The organism is Acidaminobacter sp. (assembly GCF_030247605.1).
Classification (GTDB): domain Bacteria; phylum Bacillota; class Clostridia; order Peptostreptococcales; family Acidaminobacteraceae; genus Acidaminobacter.
Genome location: NZ_JAOTSB010000037.1, coordinates 1 through 21377 on the forward strand (window position 1 = coordinate 1; position 21377 = coordinate 21377).

Below are 21377 nucleotides of genomic sequence, written 5' to 3' on the forward strand. Positions count from 1 at the left end.
CTTCAAGTTACTTCGCTGACTTCCGTTATTTCCATAATCAGAAATCACTTCGCCGGTTCCAAGCAGAACCGACTTTTTATTTCAGAATTTTGGGTTGTACACTGTTTAGTTTTCAAGGATCGAATGTGTCTTACTTGTCTTGCGTTTGCTCACCTTTGAATCGGCGACTTTTTAATTATATCTATGTCCTACCCCCACGTCAACACTTTTTTCATTTATTTTCGAAATTTATTCGTCAAACCGCTGTATCCTTTCAACAGACAGCGTTTCACCAATCCATGATTTTACCGTTGATTTACATAACTTTTGCACACATTACAATTTTCAACTGGGAAACTTCTTCATCTTGTGATAATATGGTAAAAATTTAATAAATGAAAGGTGTGCGTTTTTATGAACTATATAGTGGTTTCACCAAGCTTTCCTGCAAACTTCATTCCGTTTTCTGTCGCGCTTAAAAACGAAGGAGTCAATGTTCTAGGTATAGGGGAAGATGCTTACGATACGCTTCCCGCTGAATTAAAGGCAGCACTGACCGAGTACTACCGTGTCGATTCCATGGAAGATTATGTGCAAATGTTTAAAGCTGTCGCTTTTTTCTCCCACAAATACGGAAAAATTGACAGAATCGAATCCCATATTGAGCATTGGTTGGAATCCGACGCGAGACTCAGAACGGACTTCAATATCCCTGGTTTTAAAACTGAAGACATGAGCCGGGTCAAATACAAATCCGGCATGAAAAAAATCTTTAAAAAGGCGGGGCTTGAGGTTGCGCCAAGCACTTTGATTGGCACCATGAAAGACGCGGAAAAGTTCATTAAAAAGCATGGTTACCCCGTTATTGTTAAACCAGATTGCGGCGTCGGCGCAATGGGGACACATAAAATTGACTCAAAAGAAAAGCTTGAAGCTTTCATGGCACATAGAGACGCTGTCGATCCACAGACTGTTTATATTATGGAAGCGTTTATAACCGGCAACATTTATTCTTTTGATGGTCTGATCGATCAAAACGGTGAGATCGTTTTCCATTCCTCACTGGTTTATGGTGCGGGTGTCATGGAATCCGTAAATCATGGCGATGACATGGATTTCTACATTCCGAAAAAACTGAATGAAAAAGTCGTCGAAATGGGCACAAAAGCGATCCACGCCTTTAAGATGAAAGAGCGCTTCTTTCACCTTGAGCTCTTCGTCATGCCGGACAATGAGATCATTGCACTGGAATTGAACGCAAGACTCCCTGGCGGTAAAATAGTAGATATGTTCAATTATGCCAACGACATCAATATTTTCGAAGAATATGCCAACATTGTCACTAAGAATGTCTTCGAAGCGCAGCTGACACGTCCGTATAGCTGTTTCTACATTGGCAGAAGGGACGGCATGAATTATAAGCATTCTCTGGAGAATGTTCTGGAAACTTATAAAAACGAAATCGTGCATCACTATAAAGTTGAAAAGATTTTTTCATCTGCTATTGGTGATTATGGCATCATCTTTAGGACCGCGGATCATGAGAAAGGCCTTGAAATTCGACGTGAAATACTCGCCAAACAAGCGTAAACAGCCACAATAAGCGCGAGTAAGTGTAAGTGACGTTGTAATGACCATCGGCAGCATTTTTTCAAAATGAGAGGGACCCGCTATGAACGACTATTCACAGCCAGATTGTAATTTCCTGCACCGTTTTTACTCCAGGGCTCTTGACAACTTCAGATCACTTTACATCTACTTGCCGCCTTCCTACCGACTCGAAGCGGAACGACATTATCCGGTCCTCTACATGCACGACGGGCAAAATATCTTCACCGGCGAGTCTTCCTACTCAGGCATGGGCTGGGAAATCCACCAGACGGCGGACGAGCTGATCCAGGGCGGCGCTATGGAAGAAATAATCATTGTGGGCATTGCCAACATTGGTGAGGCGCGCCTCAGCGAATATGCCCACTACGACTACCACTCCTTTGGAAAGAACGTAAAGGGCCGCGGCGCACTTTATGAGCGCTTTGTGCTGGAGGATGTCATGCCGTTTATCGAAGCCAATTTCAGGGTGATGACCGGGCCTGAGAATACGGGGCTCATGGGGTCTTCCATGGGCGGACTGATCACGTTTATGATGGGTACCCATCGGCCAGATGTCTTCGGTAAGCTTGGCATTGTCTCACCCTCTTTCTGGTGGAGTCCCAAAGACCTGCTGCCCTATGTGGACAGTCTTGATCCGGCAGGTATGCCTGAGAAATTGTGGATTGATATGGGTGATGCTGAGGGCGGACTCAAAGAGGGTTTTGACGTGGTTCTGGGTCGACTGCTTGAACTGCGTGACCATTCGAAATCCAACTTTGAAATGGAAGCTTGGATCGTCCCCGGCGGCAAGCACAGCGAATACGACTGGCAAATGCGCGCCCACTGTCCGCTGTTGTACCTGTTTGGCGACATTGGGGCGCCCGCCAACCTTGAGCTGCATGCACCGGACTCAGTCATCCAGGGTGATCTGACGCATTTTCTGAGACCTGTCCTGGCCTACGACAGCGGCTTCTGTGTGACGCCGTTTGATGCCACATGCTGGTCAGCCTCACCTGAAATATTGAGTCTGGGCTGGGATCTGCAGCTTTATCCCAACGCTGTTGGCACGGCAGTCTTGCATGGATCTTTCGATAAGTTGAAAGCCGCTTGTAAATGCAGCGTCATTGCACCTAAAAAATCAAAACGGGAAGCCGGACGGCAGCGCAACAGGTAAAATCGTCCAAAACCTCGCTCGCTGGCCCCTTCGGATGACTGCCGCGCCTGGACCACCCCACTGGTCACAACACGAATCACCTTGCGTGTTTCTTAAGCACAAAAAAGCCGCTCATTGCCAACGACTATCGCTGGTGATGAGCGGCTTATATTTTACCTTATTTTAAGTCTGGCCCTTCAGCCTGCCTTTTAGCGTGCTGGCCGAAGTGTCGCTGCAGCTTTGGCACTATGCTTCTTCTTCCTTTGACTCTTCCGCGCCTTGCTTCTTACTTCCCGATTCCTGTTTGCCGATAGGCTTCATAGTCGGGAATAGAATAACGTCGCGAATGGAGGCTGCGTTCGTCAGGAGCATAACCATGCGGTCGATGCCAATGCCGAGGCCGCCGGTTGGCGGGAGCCCGACTTCAAGAGCATTGAGGAAATCTTCATCCATCATATGCGCCTCTTCGTCGCCGCCTTCACGGGCATTAACCTGCTCTTCAAAGCGCTCGCGCTGATCGATAGGATCGTTGAGCTCAGAGAAGGCATTCGCAATTTCCCACGTGTTGGCAAAAGCTTCAAAGCGGTTGGTGATCATTGGATTATCAGGATTGCGCTTCGCCAGAGGGGACACTTCAACCGGGTGGTGCGTAATAAAGGTCGGTTGAATGAGATGCTCTTCGCAGAAGGTTTCAAATGCCTCGTTGATGACATGGCCTTTTTTCATGCTGCTGTCAACGTCAAGACCGAGCTTTTTGCCCAATTCACGCGCCTCTTCATCCGTCTTGACTGTATCAAAGTCAGCGCCGGCATAAAGTTTGACCGCTTCCGTCATAGGCAGCCTTCTCCAAGGCGGCGCAAAGTCAATCTCAATGCCCTGATAATTGACCTTGGTTGTGCCGTTTGCCTGGACGCAGCAGTGGGCGACCAGGTTTTCCGTCAGTTCCATAATATATTGGAAGTCTTCATAAGCCGCGTAAACTTCAATTGCAGTGTACTCCGGATTATGCTTGATAGACATGCCTTCGTTCCTGAACATTCTGCCCATTTCATAAACCTTATCAAAACCACCCACAATGAGCCGCTTCAAATAAAGTTCGTTGGCGATTCTCATGTACATATCGATATCCAGGGTATTGTGGTGCGTAATAAAAGGTCTTGCCACAGCGCCGCCGGCAATAGTTCCGAGGATTGGCGTGTCGACCTCGAGGAAACCTTCGTTGTCGAGGTACTCCCTGACCGCTCTCAAAATTTTATTTCTTTGAAGGAAAGTCTTCTTGACCTCAGGGTTGACGATCAAATCCACGTATCGCTGACGATAACGCGTATCCGTATCTTTCAGACCATGGAATTTTTCCGGCAGGATCTGAAGGGATTTGCTGAGCAGCAGGATTTCTGACACACGGACAGAATCTTCGTTCTTCTTGGTCTTGAACACAATACCGACAATGCCGACTATGTCACCGATATCATACGTAGAGACAATCTCATATTCCGCTTCGCCTATGGCATCTTCACGAATATAAGATTGAATTCTGCCATCCATATCCTGAATATCAAAGAACGAAGCACGGCCCATGGTTCTCTTCGCCATAATGCGACCGGCCATGCGCACTTCCTTGCCTTCAAAAACTTCGAAATTATTGTGAATCTCTGCGCTCATAGCAGTTCTTACAAACTTTTCGTGGATAAAAGGGTCTCTGCCCATTTCGCGGAGCTTTGCGAGCTTATCCCGTCTTACCTGCAGTACCTCGCTTAAACTCAGTTCCTCACTCACGTTCTGCCACCTCCGACTATCTTCCGATCTTCATGATCTGGAATTTTGCGAACCCATCCGGAACCTGAACCTCGATCGTTTCGCCAACACGTTTGCCGATCAGAGCTTTCCCGACAGGAGACTCATTGGAAATTTTATTTTCATAAGGGTCTGCTTCTGTTGGCCCTACAATTGAATACTCCATCACTTCATCAAATTCAATATCTTTAACGGTAACCATAGAACCTACGCTGACTTCATCCTTTTTTATCTCTGATTCATCGATCAGCTTGGCGTTGCCAACGATTCCCTCGAGTTTCATTATACGCTTTTCAAGCTCAGCCTGTTCATTTTTTGCCTCATCATACTCAGCATTTTCGCTGATATCTCCGAAGGCGAGCGCGGCCTTGATCTTCTCCGCAATTTCTCTTCGTCGAACGGATTTAAGATGATCGAGTTCTTCTTCTATTTTTCTGAGCCCGTCTGGTGTCATGAGTACTTCTTTAGACATCATCGCAAGTCACACCTCTCCATGAATTGATTCTCTACAGAGAAAAATGCACCGAATGTTCAGTGCAGTTGCAGTAAAAAACTCTTTAACCTTTGTCATTTCAAGCATTCAGCCTAATTAGAGCGAATGTTCGCAATAACTTATTTCACTATTATATTGAAGAAGACATTTTATGTCAAGGATTGCTTCTTTTTATAGCACTGTTCCATAATTGTAGCCTAGTCGTACCGTGGCTCTACTTTGTCAAAGGCGGCCTATTCACTCGGTGCGCTTCTGAGAATTTGAATCACTCGATCGGGATCTTTCTCCACATTAATCAGAGTTCTTAGTTTGGCGGCGCCATGGATGCCTTTCAGATACCACGCCGCGTGCTTACGCATTTCAAGGACGGCAACATGCTCGCCCTTTTCCTCGATTAACCCTAAGAAATGGCGAACAGCAATTTCTATACGTGCTTTCTCGGAGGGCAGCTCCGGTACAGGCCGGCCGAGCAGCGCTGCTTCCGCCTGCCCCAACAGCCAAGGATTGCCCTGAACGCCCCGCGCCGCCATGACCGCGTCCACGCCTGTCTGTTCCACCATGCGAAGGGCGTCTTGATAGACAAAAATGTCCCCATTTCCAATCACAGGTACCTTGACCGCTTCTTTAACTTCCCGAATGATTTCCCAGTCCGCTGTTCCGGAATAAAACTGGTCTCTGGTTCTGCCGTGGACCGTAATTGCCGCAGCCCCCGCAGCTTCCATGCGTTTTGCGAATTCTACCGCGTTGATTTCCGAAGTGTTCCAACCTTTTCTGAACTTAACCGTGACAGGCTTGGATGAATTGCGGACCATGGTCCTGACAATGGCTTCAGCCAGCTCCGGGTCTCTCATCAGCGCAGAGCCTTCCCTGTTCCCAACGATTTTGGGCGCAGGACACCCCATATTAAAATCGATCACCGAACAGGGGTGTTCCTGAAGGGCAATTACAGCTTCCCCAAGGGCTTCAGGTTCTGAACCAAACAGCTGAATCGACAGCGGCATTTCCTCAGGAACTGTCACCAGCATCTGAGCGGTCTTCTTGTCCTTAAAGCCCATGGCCTTTGCGCTGATCATTTCAGAGACCATCAATCCCTTGAATTGTTCTCTGCAGATTTTTCTGAAAGCGAGGTCTGTGATCCCGGCCATTGGCCCGAGAATCACGGGGCTTTCGATTTCAAATGTACCAATCTTCAACAAAGCATCCCCCGTTAATTCTTGTCCGTATTCATGTGGTAGATCATATTGAGCCCTTCCAGCGTCAGGAATTTGTCGACCGTCTCGATCCACTTGGACTCTGTCGCAATGAGAGATGCAAGTCCCCCCGTCGCGATCACACGCGGATTTTTCCATTTCATCTCTTGCTTAATCCGCTCGACTATATAATCCACGGAACCGACATAGCCGTAGATGATGCCAGACTGAATGCTCTCGGCTGTATTCCTGCAGACAACCGTTTCCGGTTTGATCAGCTCAACCCGCATCAGTTTGGCAGTTTTCTCAAAGAGGGCATCGCTCGAAATCTTGATCCCGGGCATGATCGTCCCTCCGAGATATTCTCTGTTTTCGGTAATGGCGCAAAAGGTCGTGGCAGTTCCAAAATCCACGACTATGGCCGGTCCGCCGTATTTCTCAATCGCCGCTACGGCATTGACAATACGGTCCGCGCCGACTTGCTTCGGATTGTCATATTTAATATTGAGACTTGTCCTGATGCCGGGGCCAACCACCATGGCTTCTGTGTTGCAATACTTAATGGCCATGTGCTGCAGTGAATACATGATCGTTGGAACAACGGAAGAAATAATGACTGCCTTCACATCCGCCAGCGACAAACTTTCATATTTAAATAACTGATCGACAAAAATGCCAATCTCATCCGCGGATCTCCCTTTGTCTGTAGACATACGCCAATGCGTAACCAATTTATGATCTTTAAACACACCTAAAACAATATTGGTATTGCCTACGTCAAATGCCAGCAACATGGCTTTAACCACCTTTATGCGTAAAAGTCAAGGCCTCTGACTGAGACCTCGCCAAAATGTATGAGGTCGCGTTCTCCATCCGGATAGACAACCAGCAATTCGCCTTCCTTCGTGATGTCAATAACGCGTGCAGTTCGATTCTGTTTGCCCACCAGGCGGACTTCTTTCCCTAATGTGGCTGATTTTAAGCGATACACCTGGTGCATCTTTTCCAGCGCTTCGTTCTGTGTAAGTGCGCTGAGATAGCGCCCAAACCTACTGACCAATTCAGCGAGCAGCATTTGACGGTCTATGCGCCTGCCCGTCAGAATATGCAGTGAAGCGGCTTTCTCTTTGATATCATCAGGGAATATAAATTGATTCACATTGATGCCAATACCAACTACCAGATAATTAACCGCAGTCATTTCCGCACTTAATTCCGCCAGAATACCACATACTTTTTTCCCTTGAATGACCAGATCGTTAGGCCATTTAATCAGTGTCTCCAGGCCGGTTACGGCTTCAACTGCTTCCGCAGCTGCTACTGCTGCGATCTGCGTTACCCGTGATGCTCTGGAAGGCTCTATGTCCGGCCGGATCAGCAAACTCAAGTAAAGGCCTGTCCCCCGCTCTGACATCCAGTGTCTTCCAAGGCGGCCGCGCCCCGCGGTCTGCTCCTCCGCTACAAAGAGTGCGCATTGTCGCGGATGCTCCTCCGCGAACCGCTTGGCTTCGGAGTTTGTCGAATCAATTTGGTGAAAAAAGAAACCCACATCCAGATAGTCTGAACTTGCGGCAATTGAGGATACCCCCGTGGGTCCCAGAGCATCCGGTTCTTCTACCAGCTCATAGCCCAGTCTGGGACTCGAACGTATGATATAACCTTCTGCTCTCAGCGCCTCAATGGCTTTCCAGACCGCAGTCCTGGAAACGCCAAACTGTCCGGATAGATCCTGACCGGAAAGTGTCTTCCCCTTATGCTGTCTGAGAAGTTCAAGAAGTTTACCTTTCAATTAATCACCCGCTTTGTTCATACTGCTAACAATAGTACACTGTTTCAAAGAAAATTTCAATGGATGTCAAAAGGACTGCTGCGGAATGAATCGAATCATCCCGCAACAGTCCCAAAGTTTCAATTCAAAATGCATTTATTATTGGAACAGCGTCAGCAAAATACCGGCTGCAACCGCAGAGCCAATTACGCCTGCGACGTTTGGACCCATGGCGTGCATCAGAAGGAAGTTGCTTGGATTCTCTTTCTGACCGACGACCTGGGAAACACGCGCTGCCATTGGTACTGCAGATACACCTGCGGAACCGATGAGCGGATTGATTTTTCCGCCGGAAAGCTTGCACATAACCTTGCCAAGTACAACACCCGCAGCTGTACCGAAACCAAACGCTACTATACCCAGTATGACTATAGCAATGGTCTGAAGATTGATAAATTTCTCAGCGGTTGTGGTCGCACCAACAGAAACGCCGAGGAAGATGACGACGATGTTCATCATGGCATTTTGTGAGGTGTCCGAAAGACGAGGCACGACGCCGGACTCTCTGAACAGGTTGCCCAGCATCAGCATGCCGACCAGCGGCGCTGCAGGCGGGACGATCATGGATACAAAGACTGCGACGAAGATCGGGAACACAATCTTCTCCATCTTCGAAACCGGGCGAAGCTGCTCCATCTTGATCATGCGCTCTTCCTTGGTGGTCAGCGCTTTCATGATTGGCGGCTGGATGATTGGCACCAGTGCCATATAGGAGTAAGCAGCGACCGCTATTGGGCCGAGAAGATGCGGCGCAAGCTTCGACGTCAGGAAGATCGCCGTTGGACCATCCGCGCCGCCTATGATGGCAATGGAGGCTGCTTCTTGGGCATTGAATATTCCCGACGCGATCGCGCCAATAAAGGTGATAAAGATTCCGAACTGAGCCGCCGCGCCAAGGAGCAACGATTTAGGATTCGCTATGAGCGGACCAAAGTCCGTCATGGCGCCTACGCCAAGGAAAATCAAAGGAGGGAAGATGCCCAATTTGACACCCTGATACATGTAATAGAGCAGTCCGCCAACTTGACCATCTTTACCCGGATTCATCATATCCGCCAAAGGGAGGTTCGTCAGCAGCATACCGAAAGCAATTGGTACCAGCAGCAAAGGCTCAAAGCCCTTTTTGATCGCCAGATAAAGAAATACAAAGGCGATACCCATCATGACCAACTGCTGCCACGTTATGGCAACAAAGCCGGTACTCTGCAAAAATTCAATTACCGCATTAAACATTTAGTCATCTCCTTCCAAAGGGATTCTTTCGTTACGCGATGACGATCATAACGTCTCCGGAATTCACGGAAGCTCCCTTTGAAACGCTGATTTGAGCAACTTTACCTGCAACTGGAGCCATGATCTCGTTTTCCATCTTCATGGCTTCAAGAATCATCAATACGTCATTGACTTTGACTGTGTCACCTACTGCGACTTTAATGTCGAGAACGGTGCCCGGCATTGGAGCGCTGATGGTGGAGCCGCCTGCAACAGGCGCTGCTGCTGCAGCCGGAGCTGCAGGTGCTGGAGCTGGAGCTGGTGCCGGTGCTGCCGCAGCAGGTGCCGGAGCCGCTTTTGGTGCTGCCGCTGGCGCAGCCGGACGCGCAGGCATTGCTGCTGCCACGCCTCCAATTTCTTCTACTTCAACTTCATAGGCTTTGCCATTGACCGTGATATTAAACTTTCTCATGAAAGATCCTCCTCGGCTATTGTTCATTCTTTTTTTTGTTCAGGTTTTTTTAATTCAGGGCAACCCGCGGGTTTTCTAGAACCTGCTGCCCATCTGCTCTGTTCGTCCAACGCGCGACCAGGTCGGCGTTTGATCCGGGAGCTGTCTGACATTTCTGACCACGATGTTGTGCATGGACGTGTTTAGGGAGGCCGCTATAGCAGCTGTAAGGACCGCAATGAGATTTTCATCTTCCTGAGACGCCTCAGCTGAGACTGCAGGAGCAGGAGCAGCAGGGGCAGACGCCGCAGAAGGCTTTGAAACCTCCACCGTCGCAGCCTGAGCGATCTTGTTCTTATTCTCAATGCCCATGATGATTTTTGACATCAGCACCGTCATGCCCCAGATGGCGATCAGCGCGACAAAGGTTATGCCCATGCCGAGCAGCGTGACAAACAGGGACGTGATGATTTTTTCACCAAGACCTATGGCGCCGATGGTCTCCGGATTAACAAAGTTTTCAAAATTACCCATTCATATCACTCCTCGCTGGATTAAAGCGGAATGTTTCCATGTTTCTTCGCAGGGCGGGTTTCACGCTTGGAAGACAGCATATTCAGTGCATCCGCAATACGAGGACGCGTTGCAGCCGGTTCGATGACATCATCGACAAAGCCGCGCTCTGCTGCCTTGTACGGTGTCGCGAACTCATCTGTGTATTCCTGTACCTTTTTAGCGCGCTCAGCTGCGGCATCCGCTGCTTCTGAGATCTCTTTGCGGAAAATGATGTTGGCTGCGCCCTGAGGTCCCATTACCGCGATTTCAGCTGTAGGCCATGCGAGAACCAGGTCGGCCCCAAGATCTTTGGAGCACATAGCCAGGTAAGCGCCGCCGTAAGCTTTTCTGACAATCAGGGTAATCTTAGGCACGGTCGCTTCGCTGTATGCATACAACATCTTAGCGCCGTGACGGATAATGCCGCCGTACTCCTGATTCGTTCCAGGAAGGAAGCCTGGGACGTCGACTATGTTGAGAAGCGGAATATTGAACGCGTCACAAGTGCGGATAAAGCGGCCGGACTTGTCTGATGCGTTGATATCAAGGCAGCCTGCCAGGAACTTTGGCTGGTTGGCAATGATACCAATGGATTGGCCGCCAACTCTGGCAAAGCCGGTAAGTATATTTTTAGCGTAGTGCGGCATGTATTCCATGAAATCGCCATTGTCGACGACCTGACGGATGATGTCGTGCATGTCGTAAGCCTTGTTAGGATTGTCCGGCATCAAGGTATTGAGAGCTTCAGCCAATGTGTTGACATCATCACCGGACTCAAACACCGGAGGGTTCTCCATGTTGTTGGACGGCAGGAAGTCGAGGAGTCTGCGAATCTCTGCGATACAGACTTCATCATTTGCCGACATGAAGTGTGCGACACCGGAGATGCTGTTGTGGGTCATGGCGCCGCCGAGGGCTTCTGCGCTGACTTCTTCGCCTGTGACTGTCTTGATGACCTGAGGACCTGTGATAAACATCTGGGACGTCTGATCCACCATGAACGTAAAGTCTGTCAGTGCAGGTGAATAGACCGCGCCGCCGGCGCATGGGCCCATGATGGCTGTGATCTGTGGAATGACACCGGATGCCAGTGTATTCTTGAAGAAGATTTTACCGTAGCCGGAAAGAGCGTCTACCGCTTCCTGAATACGAGCGCCGCCGGAATCATTGAGGCCAACCACAGGCGCGCCAACTTTAAGAGCGTTGTCCATGACCTTGCAAATTTTTGCGGCGTGCATTTCGCCAAGGGAACCGCCTACGACTGTGAAGTCCTGCGCATAGGCGTAAACCAGTCTGCCGTCGACATAGCCGTAGCCCGTGACAACGCCTTCAGCCGGCGCGTCGACGAGTTCCATGCCAAAGTTGGTGCAGCGGTGTTTCATGAAAGCATCGAGCTCAACAAAAGTGTTCTCGTCAAACAGGAGGAGCATGCGCTCGCGCGCAGTCAGTTTACCGCTTTCGTGCTGTTTCTCGACGCGCTTTTTGCCGCCTGCTTCGATGATCTTTGCTTTTCTATTGCGCAGATCCTCTATCTTATTGATGGACATACCGTATAACCTCCAGTCGATTTTTACTCGTTGCGTTCGCTGAGTTCAATCAGAACACGGCCTGTGCTCTTAGGATGCATAAACGCGATTTTCGCGCCGCCGGCACCGTAGCGCGGTGACTCGTCGATCATTTTGAGACCTTTGTCTTTCATGGCCTGGATCGCCTCTTCAATGTTCTCGACTTTGAACGCGATATGCTGGATGCCTTCTCCGTTCTTCTCGATAAACTTTGCGATTGGGCCATCCGGGGAAGTAGATTCAAGGAGCTCAACTTCAGTATCGCCTACAGGAAGAAATGCGACTCTGACCTTTTGCTCTTCGACAACTTCTGTTCCTGCAAGTTCAAGACCAAGCACTTCTGTGTAAACCTTAACAGCCTCGTCAAGATTGCTGACAGCTATGCCAATGTGGTCAACTTTTAAAGCCTTCATGCCTGTTACCTCCAATTCAACATTTTCAAGCTGGTTTACTTTCTATAAAATCTTAACCCGTTTTGTTTAGAGCACACTCTGAATCAACTCTTCTGCTGCTGTCAACGGATCGACGACGCGCGTCGCAACGTCCATAGCCAACTGCTCGACGCGCTCTGCCTTGACATCATGATTCAGCAGCTGCTCGACAATACGGGATTTTACCATTTCCAGGAGTTCATTTCGGGCATTTTCAGCCCTTCTCAGCATAAATTTGCCGTCTTCCATCATGTAATGCCGATGGTCTTCAATCGCAGCAAACAATTCCTCAATACCTTTGCTGTCTACAGCGACAACCATTTTGACCGGCGGTCTCCAGTCTGCGTGAGAGAAGTCAAGCATCATCTCAATTTCCCGCGCTGTTCGATTCGCTCCGTCGCGGTCCGCTTTGTTGACGGCGAAAACGTCTCCAATTTCCATGACGCCGGCTTTTATAGCCTGTATGTCATCACCGAGGCCCGGCACACTGACCATAACGGTCGTGTCAGAGTTCTTGACAATGTCCACTTCAGACTGACCAACACCTACGGTTTCTATGAAAATATATTCTGCGCCATAAATGTCCAGTATTTTCACTGCGGCGCTGGTAGCCTCGGAGATCCCGCCAAGATGTCCTCTGGCGCCCATACTTCTCACAAAGACGCCGGGATCTGTCGCCAGATCCGACATGCGAACGCGGTCGCCCAGGATGGCGCCTCCGGTAAATGGACTGGTTGGATCCACTGCTATGACGCCAACCTTGGCGCCTGTTTTTCGAACATGCTTGACAAGTTTGTCCGTCAAAGTACTTTTGCCAGCGCCTGGAGGCCCCGTAATTCCAATTACGTAAGCCTTCCCGCTCTGGCTGTACAATTGACGCATGATCTCTTGTGCTTCCGGATCCTTGTTTTCCATCATGGAGATCAGGCGCGCAGCCGCGCGCCTGTCTCCCATGAGCAGCCTTTCAGCAAGTTCCATGTCATCACCGCTTATCGCTTGATGTTGTTTCGAATGAATTGAATAGTCACATCTGTAGGCGTACCCGGAGTAAAGACCTCAGCAACGCCGTGCTCTTTCAGGAAAGGGATATCTTCTTGCGGAATAACGCCGCCTGCGACGAGAAGGACATCATCAGCGCCTTCTTTTCTAAGAAGCTCTGCAATTTTAGGTATCAAAGTGCCATGGGCACCGGAAAGAATGCTGACTGCGACGCAGTCGACGTCTTCCTGGATGGCTGCATTTGTGATTTGTTCCGGGGTTTGTCTGAGGCCGGTGTAAATAACCTCCATACCTGCATCTCTAAGTGCTCTCGCAATAACCTTGGCACCGCGGTCATGTCCGTCAAGGCCAGGCTTTGAAACCAATACTCTAATAGGTCTATCCATGATTGATCCTCCCATTCCCTTCGATTACAGATTTACGCTTTGCTGATATTCGCCAAAGACTTCACGCATTACACCGCAAATTTCTCCGAGCGTCGCGTACACGCGAACCGCGTCGAGAATGAAAGGCATGACATTTTCAGTGCCTTCGCAAGCTGTCTTGAGTGCTGCAAGTGTTGCTTCAACCGCTGCATTGTCACGCTTGGCACGAAGTTCAGCGAGTCTTGCTTTCTGGTTTTCACCGACAGAAAGGTCAACGCGGAGCAGGCCTTGCGGTGCAGCTTCTTCGACTTGGTATTTGTTCATGCCTACGACAATGCGCTGGCTGGATTCAACTTCTTTTTGGTATTTATAAGACGCATCCATAATTTCCTGCTGGATATAACCGAGATCGATCGCACGCGGCGCGCCGCCGAGCTCGTCGATTTTGCGGATGTAAGCCATGGCTTGCTCTTCAATTTCTGAAGTTTTAGCTTCAATGTAGTAAGAGCCGGCAAGCGGGTCTACTGTATTGGTCACGCCGCTTTCATAGCCGACGATCTGCTGCGTTCTGAGTGCAACTTGTACGGAAGCTTCGGTTGGGAGCGCCAGTGCTTCGTCTTTTGAGTTTGTGTGGAGGGACTGTGTGCCGCCAAGGACGGCTGCCAAAGTCTGGATTGCAACGCGGACAATATTGTTGTCAGGCTGTTGAGCTGTCAGCGTAGAACCGCCTGTTTGCGTGTGGAATTTAAGTGCCATGGATTTTGGATCTTTTGCTCCAAAACGATCTTTCATGATTTTTGCCCAAAGTCTTCTTGCCGCTCTGAACTTAGCCACTTCTTCGAGAAGGTCGTTATGGGCGTTGAAGAAGAAGGAAAGTCTCGGTGCGAAGCTGTCTACGTCGAGGCCGGCTTTGATTGCCGCTTCAACATAAGCAATACCATCAGCAAGCGTGAAGCCGACTTCCTGAGCTGCCGTAGAACCCGCTTCACGAATGTGATAGCCGGAAATGGAGATAGTGTTCCACTGCGGGACTTCTTTGGAGCAGAATTCGAAAATGTCAGTAATCAGTCTCATGGACGGATCAGTTGGGAAAATGTATGTGCCCCGTGCAATGTACTCCTTGAGGATGTCATTCTGAATTGTGCCGCGGAGCTTTTCTGCTGAAACGCCCTGCTTTTCGCCTACAGCTATGTACATGGCAAGAAGGACAGAAGCTGGCGCATTGATAGTCATAGAGGTGGAAACCTTGTCAAGGGGAATACCGTCGAAGAGTATTTCCATGTCCGCAAGTGAGTCAATAGCGACGCCAACCTTGCCAACTTCACCCTCTGAAAGAGAGTGGTCTGAGTCATAGCCAATCTGAGTAGGAAGGTCAAATGCGACAGAAAGTCCGCTTGAACCTTGCTCTACGAGGAACTTGTAACGCTTATTGGATTCTTCTGCAGTCGCAAAGCCAGCGTACATACGCATAGTCCAGAGCTGACCACGGTACATGGTCGGCTGAACGCCGCGTGTATACGGGAATTGGCCTGGAATGCCGAGATCTGTCTCATAGTTGAGCCCCTCAACATCAACCGGTGTATAAAGTCTGTTGACTGGTTCGCCAGAACCCGTTTCGAAGACCTTATAGCGTTCAGGACGCTTGGCGAGGGAAGCTTCTGTTTTTTCATTGTAAGCATTGACTTTTGCTTTTAATGCGTCAATCTTTTCCTTTTCGTACATGCAAAATTTCCTCCTCTTGATTGCTCGGTTTTTAGAATATCAGATCTTGCAGTTTCGTCAAAGTCATGAAGCATGGAATTCAGGCTGAGTCGGTTTAATAACAACGCCACTTGCTGCGCTTGGCTTAATTTATTTAACCGCTGCTCCCGACTTGAAACAGACACGCCTTTCAGAATGATCCTCGGAGCATTCCTCCCTTTGTTATGTAATCTGGAAACTTATAGATTAGTGACAATAAAAAAAGTTAGATTCCAAAAAAAGCTACAATAAAGCATAGCCAATCGGTCATCTAACTGGTGATCCTCAGGGTGTGAACAGAAGGTCATTCTGCCCAATTGAAAATCAAGTTAAATTTCCAGGCGTCTCTGAATTAGGATTCGCTGAGGACCTGCCTGTACTTCTCGTATGCAATTTTAATTGCAGAAATTAACGCTTTTCGGGCTGACCCGAAATATCTTTGCGTTAGGACTTCTTCAATTTCTGTGATGTGATCCAGAGACTTCCCAACCAGCAATTCTTTTATGAATTTTTTGGCGAGATCCGTGACTAAAGAGCACTCAGCGTCCAAAATCAGCCCGGTATCCCTGTCGACAATCATTCCGACAACCATGACCGTGTACATCTCTTCAGCTGTTATACCTTGAGGCAATCTGGCATATCCCGAGACGAAAATTTCGGATGTTTTCATGCGCGCACCCACCAAAAATGAAATCTTACTTTCATATTAACATGAGGTTTTGATTTTGTAAATTTAATAACAAGGATTTCAGGACAAAATAATAAAAAAAAATCCGCATATTTCAACGCTTGTATACAATTATACCCGTATAATTAGAAAAAAGGCACATTTGCAGCCAATTTTGCAGGATGACTTTATGTTATCCTTCAGCAAAATGAATGCCTGTGCCTTTTTTAATGATTTTGTGCTGCCGATGGTCACTTGCCATCCTTTTAGAGCCTAACCCGCCATCGGCATCCTATCTTGCAACGCCGCTGTCGACTGCAGCCTTGCGCACTGCATCCGCGACATTTTTTGCAACCTGAGGATCAAACGCTTTTGGAAGGACGTATTCCGGAGTCAGCAGATCCTCGTCCACGGTTGCCGCTATGGCTTCCGCTGCCGCGATCTTCATGGCCATATTGATGTCGCGGGCCCTTACATCCAGCGCGCCTCTGAAGATGCCTGGAAAAGCGAGTACGTTGTTGACCTGGTTCGCAAAATCAGAACGGCCGGTACCAACGATATAAGCCCCTGCTTTGAGTGCCTCATCCGGCATAATTTCCGGAATAGGATTCGCCATAGCGAGTACGATCGCTTTGTCCGCCATGGCGGCAACGGCTTCCCCATTTAGGATATTCGGACCGGAAACGCCAATAAACACGTCCTTGCCGCTGAGAACCTCCGCCAGTGAGCCCTGCTCATCCCGCTTGTTCAGGCGAGGCATAAGCTGACGCTGGGCGCCATTGGCATGATCACTGAGGCTGGACAGCGCGCCACGGCGGTCGCACACCACAATATTGCCCACACCGCGCTCGAGAAGGAGCTCTGCAATAGCAAGTCCCGCTGACCCAGCGCCGCTGATGACGACATCCAGTTCTGAAAACTTTCTGCCGGTGAGTTTGCAGGCGTTGATCAAAGCGGCGAGAACGACAATAGCCGTTCCGTGCTGGTCATCGTGGAAAACCGGAATGTCCAGTTCCTCTTTGAGTCTGCGCTCGATCTCAAAGCAGCGCGGCGCGGAAATATCCTCCAAGTTGATGCCGCCAAACACCGGCTCAAGCAGCTTGACCGCGTGTACGATCTCGTCCACATCCTTGGTTGCAAGGCAGATTGGAAAAGCGTCGACATTTGCGAACGTCTTAAACAGAATAGCCTTTCCCTCCATGACCGGAAGCGCAGCTTCCGGGCCTATGTCGCCGAGGCCGAGGACTGCTGTACCGTCTGTCACCACCGCAACGAGATTGCCTTTGCTGGTATAACGGTACACCTCTTCTTTGTTTTCAGCAATTTTTCTGCACGGTTCAGCCACACCTGGCGTATAAGCCACGGATAAGTCCACGCTGTCCGCAACTTCTACCTTGGACACCACCGCAATTTTCCCTTGATGCTTCTCATGTAATTCCAACGCCATTTGATTATAGTCCATCATTTAGCCACCTTTCTCTTCTGAAAACCTCATGAATACCTTATCTCATTCATATTATGATTGATTATGCAACCCGTCAAGCGTTGCGCATTGTTTTTTTGAAGGGCAGGAAGCTGGTATTGGGAAGTTGGCGTCAGCGGCTTGCGCCTATTGACACCGACTTCCACACTGACACCGACTCACATCCCGATTCAACTTAAAGCCACAAAAAAGAAGAAGGCAACCTGCTAATCAGCTGTGCCTTCTTCCAAATAGTAAATTAACGCTGCGGTTTAGTGCTGTTCATCTTCCGTCTTCTCCGTTGTCACCGCTTGAGCAGTTTCGGAGGTCTGCTGCTCTGACTCCGCTTCAGACTTTGGTTTCGAATTAGCTTGCTCTTGGTCCGCCGGCTTTTGCGCTTCTTCGCGCGCTGCCTTCAAACGGTTCTGCTCCGCTTCATAAATAGCGATATCCTTCAGACGATCCGCCTCTAGCTGTTTCTCTTCATGCTCTTTCTTCTCCCTGAGCGCTTCAAACCCGGACTCGAGCGCAATGCTGAACTCTTCGCCATTTATGGTTTCGTACTCGAGAAGCGCATTCGCGACTTGGTGAAGCTTGTCAATATTCTCGCTCAATATGCGCATAGCCTCGTCATAGGCGTCGTCCACCAAACGTCTGACTTCGCGGTCTATATCCGCCGCTACTTGCTCAGAGAAGTTGCGGCGCGTCGTCATGTCGCGGCCGAGGAATACCTCTTCTTCGCTGCCGTAGGACATGGAGCCAAGATTTTCGCTCATGGCGTATTTCGTTACCATAGCCCGGGCAATGTCGCTGACCCTGGAAAGATCGTTTTGAGCGCCCGTGCTGATGTCATGCAGGATGAGCCTCTCTGCCACACGTCCGCCCAGCAGAACGATCAATTCATTTTCCATATGGCGTTTGGTCATATAGTTTCTGTCTTCCTGTGGCAGCTGCATTGTAAAACCGCCCGCCCTGCCATGTGGAATGATTGTAATCTGCTGCACCGGATCCATTTCAGGGATGATCGCTGCCAGTATGGCATGACCCGCTTCATGGTAGGCTGTGAGGCGACGTTCTTTTTCACTGATGACGCGGGATTTCTTCTCAACGCCTGCAATGACTTTGGTTGTCGCTTCTTCAATGGTTCTCATTCTTATTTTGCGCTCGCTCTTTCTGGCTGTGAGTATAGCGGCTTCATTCAAGAGGTTCTCAATATCCGCCGGCGTAAATCCAGGTGTTGCTTTTGCCAGTGTCTTGAAGTCGACATCATCAGCGACAGGCTTGTTTCTCGCATGGACGCGAATAATCTCCTCTCGCTCCCTCACATCAGGTCGCCCTACTGTGATCTCCCTGTCAAAGCGGCCTGGTCTCAGAAGCGCCGGATCCAGGATGTCAGGCCGGTTTGTGGCTGCCATCAGAATAATGCCTTCGTTCTCGCTGAAGCCGTCCATCTCTACGAGGAGCTGATTGAGGGTCTGCTCGCGTTCATCATGGCCGCCGCCAAGACCGGCGCCGCGCTTACGGCCAACCGCGTCAATTTCATCAATGAAAATAATGCACGGTGAATTTTTCTTTGCGTTTTCGAAGAGATCTCGAACACGGCTCGCGCCGACGCCCACAAACATCTCGACAAAATCCGAGCCGCTGATGCTGAAGAACGGTACCCCGGCTTCTCCGGCGATCGCTCTGGAAAGATACGTCTTACCGGTACCCGGAGGTCCAATCAGCAAAATGCCTTTTGGGATCCGAGCGCCAAGCTCAATATATTTCTTTGGATTTTTAAGGAAGTCCACCACTTCGTACAGTTCTTCCTTTTCTTCTTTCAATCCGGCTACATCTGCAAACGTAATCCTCTTGGAGTTATCCTCCTTGATCATTTTCGCACGGCTTTTTCCAAAGGACATAACTTTGTTGCCGCCGCCCTGGGAATTTTGCATGAACACAAACCACAGAACGACTAAAATCAACACGCCAAAGATCATAGGCAGCAGGGACAGAATCCACGGCTCCTGAGCCGGCGCCGTTCCGGTAACCTCCAGACCTGCTTTGGTCATGGCGTCGAACAAGTACTTTCCAACATCTTCAGACAAAACAGAAGGGATGTACGAATAGAAGACCGCGTCATCCTGAAGTGTGCCCTGAACGCTGTTGTTCTCAACCAGATTGATGGTTTTAACTTTTCCTTCTTCAATACTGCTAACCAGTTCCGTCAGCGTCAGATTCACAATTTCCGTTTCGGTTGTTGGAATCACCTGTCTCGCGATCATCAGGATCAGCAGGAAGACAAATATATAAAACGCTGCGTTTTTAAACATCTTTCGCATATAATTCCTCCTAGAGCTTAAGTGCATACTCGTCATTCTAACATATTTTCAACATGGGAACAACTCAGACTGCCACTCAAAATATTGAGTTTTACGCCTTTCGCCTGAGCGTCAGCCAGCCGATTCTGACTGTCGACTGTCCAACTCGGACTTCTTCAGACATACGGTACCCGTATACCCAAATGATCCGGTTCTCATCACATACCAGAGGAATTTTATGTCTCTGTGCCTCAGGAATTTTTTCATCAATCATAAAACGCTTGAGTTTTTTGCTTTCCTTCATGCCAAAGGGCTTGAAACGGTCACCAGCTTCACGGTACCGGACGCGCAGCGCCCCTTGAAGCACATCGAGATCCACGGCAATCCCGTTCGAATTGACTCGCCTCAGCTGCCACTGCTCACGCGTGACGGGCTCTACGAGCACTTCCCACTCCAAAGGATTTTCTTCGCAGTGTGAAAGCTGCAATCCCAGCGCCGTCTCAGAATCATTCAGACACTCAGCACCCAGCCTGCGCATCCGCAGGACGTCATACACCCGCTCTGCCTCCACGACGCCAAGCTGCAGAGATTTGCTCCCCTCATGACGCATTGCCAGCTCAAGCGCGGCTTCAGTGTGTGCCTGGCTGAAATCCGTCAGGACCCCGCCGCAGGCCTCCCTGGCAAGATGCCGGATCAGCCTTCTTTTCAAGGCGGGTTCATACCCGGAAAAAGTCTTTAACGACATGCCGGCTTCATGCTTCGAAGCGCTGGCCCCTGGCAGTCTGATCGACTCATACGCCTCCTGAGTCACGCGTTCGAGAAGCCGTTCGTCTTCCCTGAACAAATCCGCAGTTCTGGACAAAGTGTCCGCCAGCCTTGGATTAAAATGGGATTCCAAATAGGGAATGACCTCCAGTCGGATTCGATTTCGTTCGTAATCCGCCTCCAGATTGGTGTGATCCATCCTCGGCTCTAAATCATTCTGGCTGCAATAAGCCTCAATAGCCGTCCGCGGGACCTCGATCAGCGGGCGTATAATACGTCCGTCCCTGACAGGCAGGATGCCGCCGAGCCCTTTTAGCCCGGCGCCTCTGAAGAGCCGCATCAGCACCGTCTCACACTGATCGTTCAGATTCTGGGCCACGGCAATTTTGGCACAGCCCTCTTCCAAGGCGACCTGATCGAAAGCCTCGTAGCGAAACTTTCGTCCCTCCATTTCAAAGGAAGCCCCTGATTCCCGGGACAAAGCACTGATATCCGCCTCAAACAGATAAAAGGGCACTTCGTGATTCAGACAGAAAAGCCGGACAAAAGCCGCATCCGCATCTGCAGCCGCACCGCGGAGACCATGATGTACGTGAACGGCCACAAGTCTCAAGCCCCAGCTTTCCCTGAGCGTCAGCAGCGCGTGCAGAAGCGCCAGCGAATCCGGCCCTCCGGAAACCCCGACTACGATACTTTCTCCCTGTTCGAACATCTGATAGCGCTGATTCGTCTTGATCAGCTGCGCCACCAAATCGACACCTAAGACTTCACTATCGACCAACGCAACTTCCACCTCTGCAAATACCTCATTCCATAATCCACTTCATCTTACCAT

19 protein-coding genes are annotated in these 21377 nt (G+C 49.6%); 2 read left to right on the plus strand and 17 right to left on the minus strand.

From position 1 onward, the window contains the following. Window positions 1–393 precede the first annotated feature (393 nt). Window positions 394–1569, plus strand: a complete 1176-nt coding sequence (locus tag OEL90_RS13345) for an ATP-grasp domain-containing protein (RefSeq protein ID WP_291399835.1) — start codon at window positions 394–396, stop codon at window positions 1567–1569. A gap of 82 nt (window positions 1570–1651) precedes the next feature. Beyond that, window positions 1652–2743: an alpha/beta hydrolase gene (locus OEL90_RS13350; protein ID WP_300689350.1), complete on the plus strand. Its 1092-nt coding sequence runs from the start codon at window positions 1652–1654 to the stop codon at window positions 2741–2743. Window positions 2744–2968: 225 nt separating this feature from the next. Here the strand turns inward: OEL90_RS13350 and lysS are convergent, their stop codons facing one another. The 17 genes from lysS to tilS form a co-directional block, all read right to left on the minus strand. Further along, window positions 2969–4498 carry a lysine--tRNA ligase gene (gene lysS / locus OEL90_RS13355; RefSeq protein ID WP_291399831.1) on the minus strand — a complete coding sequence of 510 codons (1530 nt, stop codon included), beginning with the start codon at window positions 4496–4498 and terminating at the stop codon, window positions 2969–2971. A gap of 16 nt (window positions 4499–4514) precedes the next feature. Beyond that, window positions 4515–4991, minus strand: coding sequence for a transcription elongation factor GreA (gene greA / locus OEL90_RS13360; protein WP_291399829.1), 477 nt, complete (start codon window positions 4989–4991; stop codon window positions 4515–4517). Between the two features lie 251 nt (window positions 4992–5242). Continuing rightward, the gene (dusB, locus tag OEL90_RS13365) at window positions 5243–6202 is read right to left on the minus strand and encodes a tRNA dihydrouridine synthase DusB (RefSeq protein ID WP_291399827.1); all 960 of its coding nucleotides are present in this window, start codon (window positions 6200–6202) and stop codon (window positions 5243–5245) included. A 14-nt stretch (window positions 6203–6216) separates the two neighbouring features. Beyond that, window positions 6217–6993: a type III pantothenate kinase gene (locus OEL90_RS13370; protein WP_291399823.1), complete on the minus strand. Its 777-nt coding sequence runs from the start codon at window positions 6991–6993 to the stop codon at window positions 6217–6219. Between the two features lie 14 nt (window positions 6994–7007). Next, a complete protein-coding gene (locus tag OEL90_RS13375) occupies window positions 7008–7988 on the minus strand; it encodes a biotin--[acetyl-CoA-carboxylase] ligase (RefSeq protein ID WP_291399821.1) in 981 nt (326 codons plus the stop codon). A 138-nt stretch (window positions 7989–8126) separates the two neighbouring features. Beyond that, on the minus strand, window positions 8127–9260 hold the full coding sequence (locus OEL90_RS13380) for a sodium ion-translocating decarboxylase subunit beta (protein ID WP_291399819.1): 1134 nt from the start codon (window positions 9258–9260) through the stop codon (window positions 8127–8129). Between the two features lie 31 nt (window positions 9261–9291). After that, window positions 9292–9711, minus strand: coding sequence for a biotin/lipoyl-containing protein (locus OEL90_RS13385; RefSeq protein ID WP_291399817.1), 420 nt, complete (start codon window positions 9709–9711; stop codon window positions 9292–9294). A 75-nt stretch (window positions 9712–9786) separates the two neighbouring features. Then, complete coding sequence (locus OEL90_RS13390; RefSeq protein WP_291399815.1) at window positions 9787–10224, minus strand: OadG family protein; 438 nt, start codon at window positions 10222–10224, stop codon at window positions 9787–9789. A 20-nt stretch (window positions 10225–10244) separates the two neighbouring features. Further along, entirely contained in the window at window positions 10245–11792 is a 1548-nt protein-coding gene (gene mmdA, locus OEL90_RS13395) for a methylmalonyl-CoA decarboxylase subunit alpha (protein ID WP_291399814.1), read from the minus strand. 23 nt (window positions 11793–11815) lie between these two features. Beyond that, a complete protein-coding gene (gene mce / locus OEL90_RS13400) occupies window positions 11816–12223 on the minus strand; it encodes a methylmalonyl-CoA epimerase (protein ID WP_291399812.1) in 408 nt (135 codons plus the stop codon). A 66-nt stretch (window positions 12224–12289) separates the two neighbouring features. Then, on the minus strand, window positions 12290–13219 hold the full coding sequence (gene meaB / locus OEL90_RS13405; protein ID WP_291399810.1) for a methylmalonyl Co-A mutase-associated GTPase MeaB: 930 nt from the start codon (window positions 13217–13219) through the stop codon (window positions 12290–12292). An 11-nt stretch (window positions 13220–13230) separates the two neighbouring features. Beyond that, window positions 13231–13626 carry a cobalamin B12-binding domain-containing protein gene (locus OEL90_RS13410; protein WP_291399808.1) on the minus strand — a complete coding sequence of 132 codons (396 nt, stop codon included), beginning with the start codon at window positions 13624–13626 and terminating at the stop codon, window positions 13231–13233. A 24-nt stretch (window positions 13627–13650) separates the two neighbouring features. Then, window positions 13651–15327, minus strand: coding sequence for an acyl-CoA mutase large subunit family protein (locus tag OEL90_RS13415; RefSeq protein WP_291399806.1), 1677 nt, complete (start codon window positions 15325–15327; stop codon window positions 13651–13653). A 370-nt stretch (window positions 15328–15697) separates the two neighbouring features. Next, window positions 15698–16015 carry a DUF3870 domain-containing protein gene (locus tag OEL90_RS13420; protein WP_291399804.1) on the minus strand — a complete coding sequence of 106 codons (318 nt, stop codon included), beginning with the start codon at window positions 16013–16015 and terminating at the stop codon, window positions 15698–15700. A 289-nt stretch (window positions 16016–16304) separates the two neighbouring features. Then, window positions 16305–17477, minus strand: a complete 1173-nt coding sequence (locus OEL90_RS13425; protein WP_414635024.1) for an NAD(P)-dependent malic enzyme — start codon at window positions 17475–17477, stop codon at window positions 16305–16307. A 269-nt stretch (window positions 17478–17746) separates the two neighbouring features. Beyond that, window positions 17747–19798 (minus strand): ATP-dependent zinc metalloprotease FtsH, encoded by a 2052-nt coding sequence (ftsH, locus tag OEL90_RS13430; protein ID WP_291399801.1) that lies wholly within the window; start codon window positions 19796–19798, stop codon window positions 17747–17749. Window positions 19799–19889: 91 nt separating this feature from the next. After that, entirely contained in the window at window positions 19890–21335 is a 1446-nt protein-coding gene (gene tilS, locus OEL90_RS13435) for a tRNA lysidine(34) synthetase TilS (RefSeq protein ID WP_300689361.1), read from the minus strand. Window positions 21336–21377: the final 42 nt, after the last annotated feature.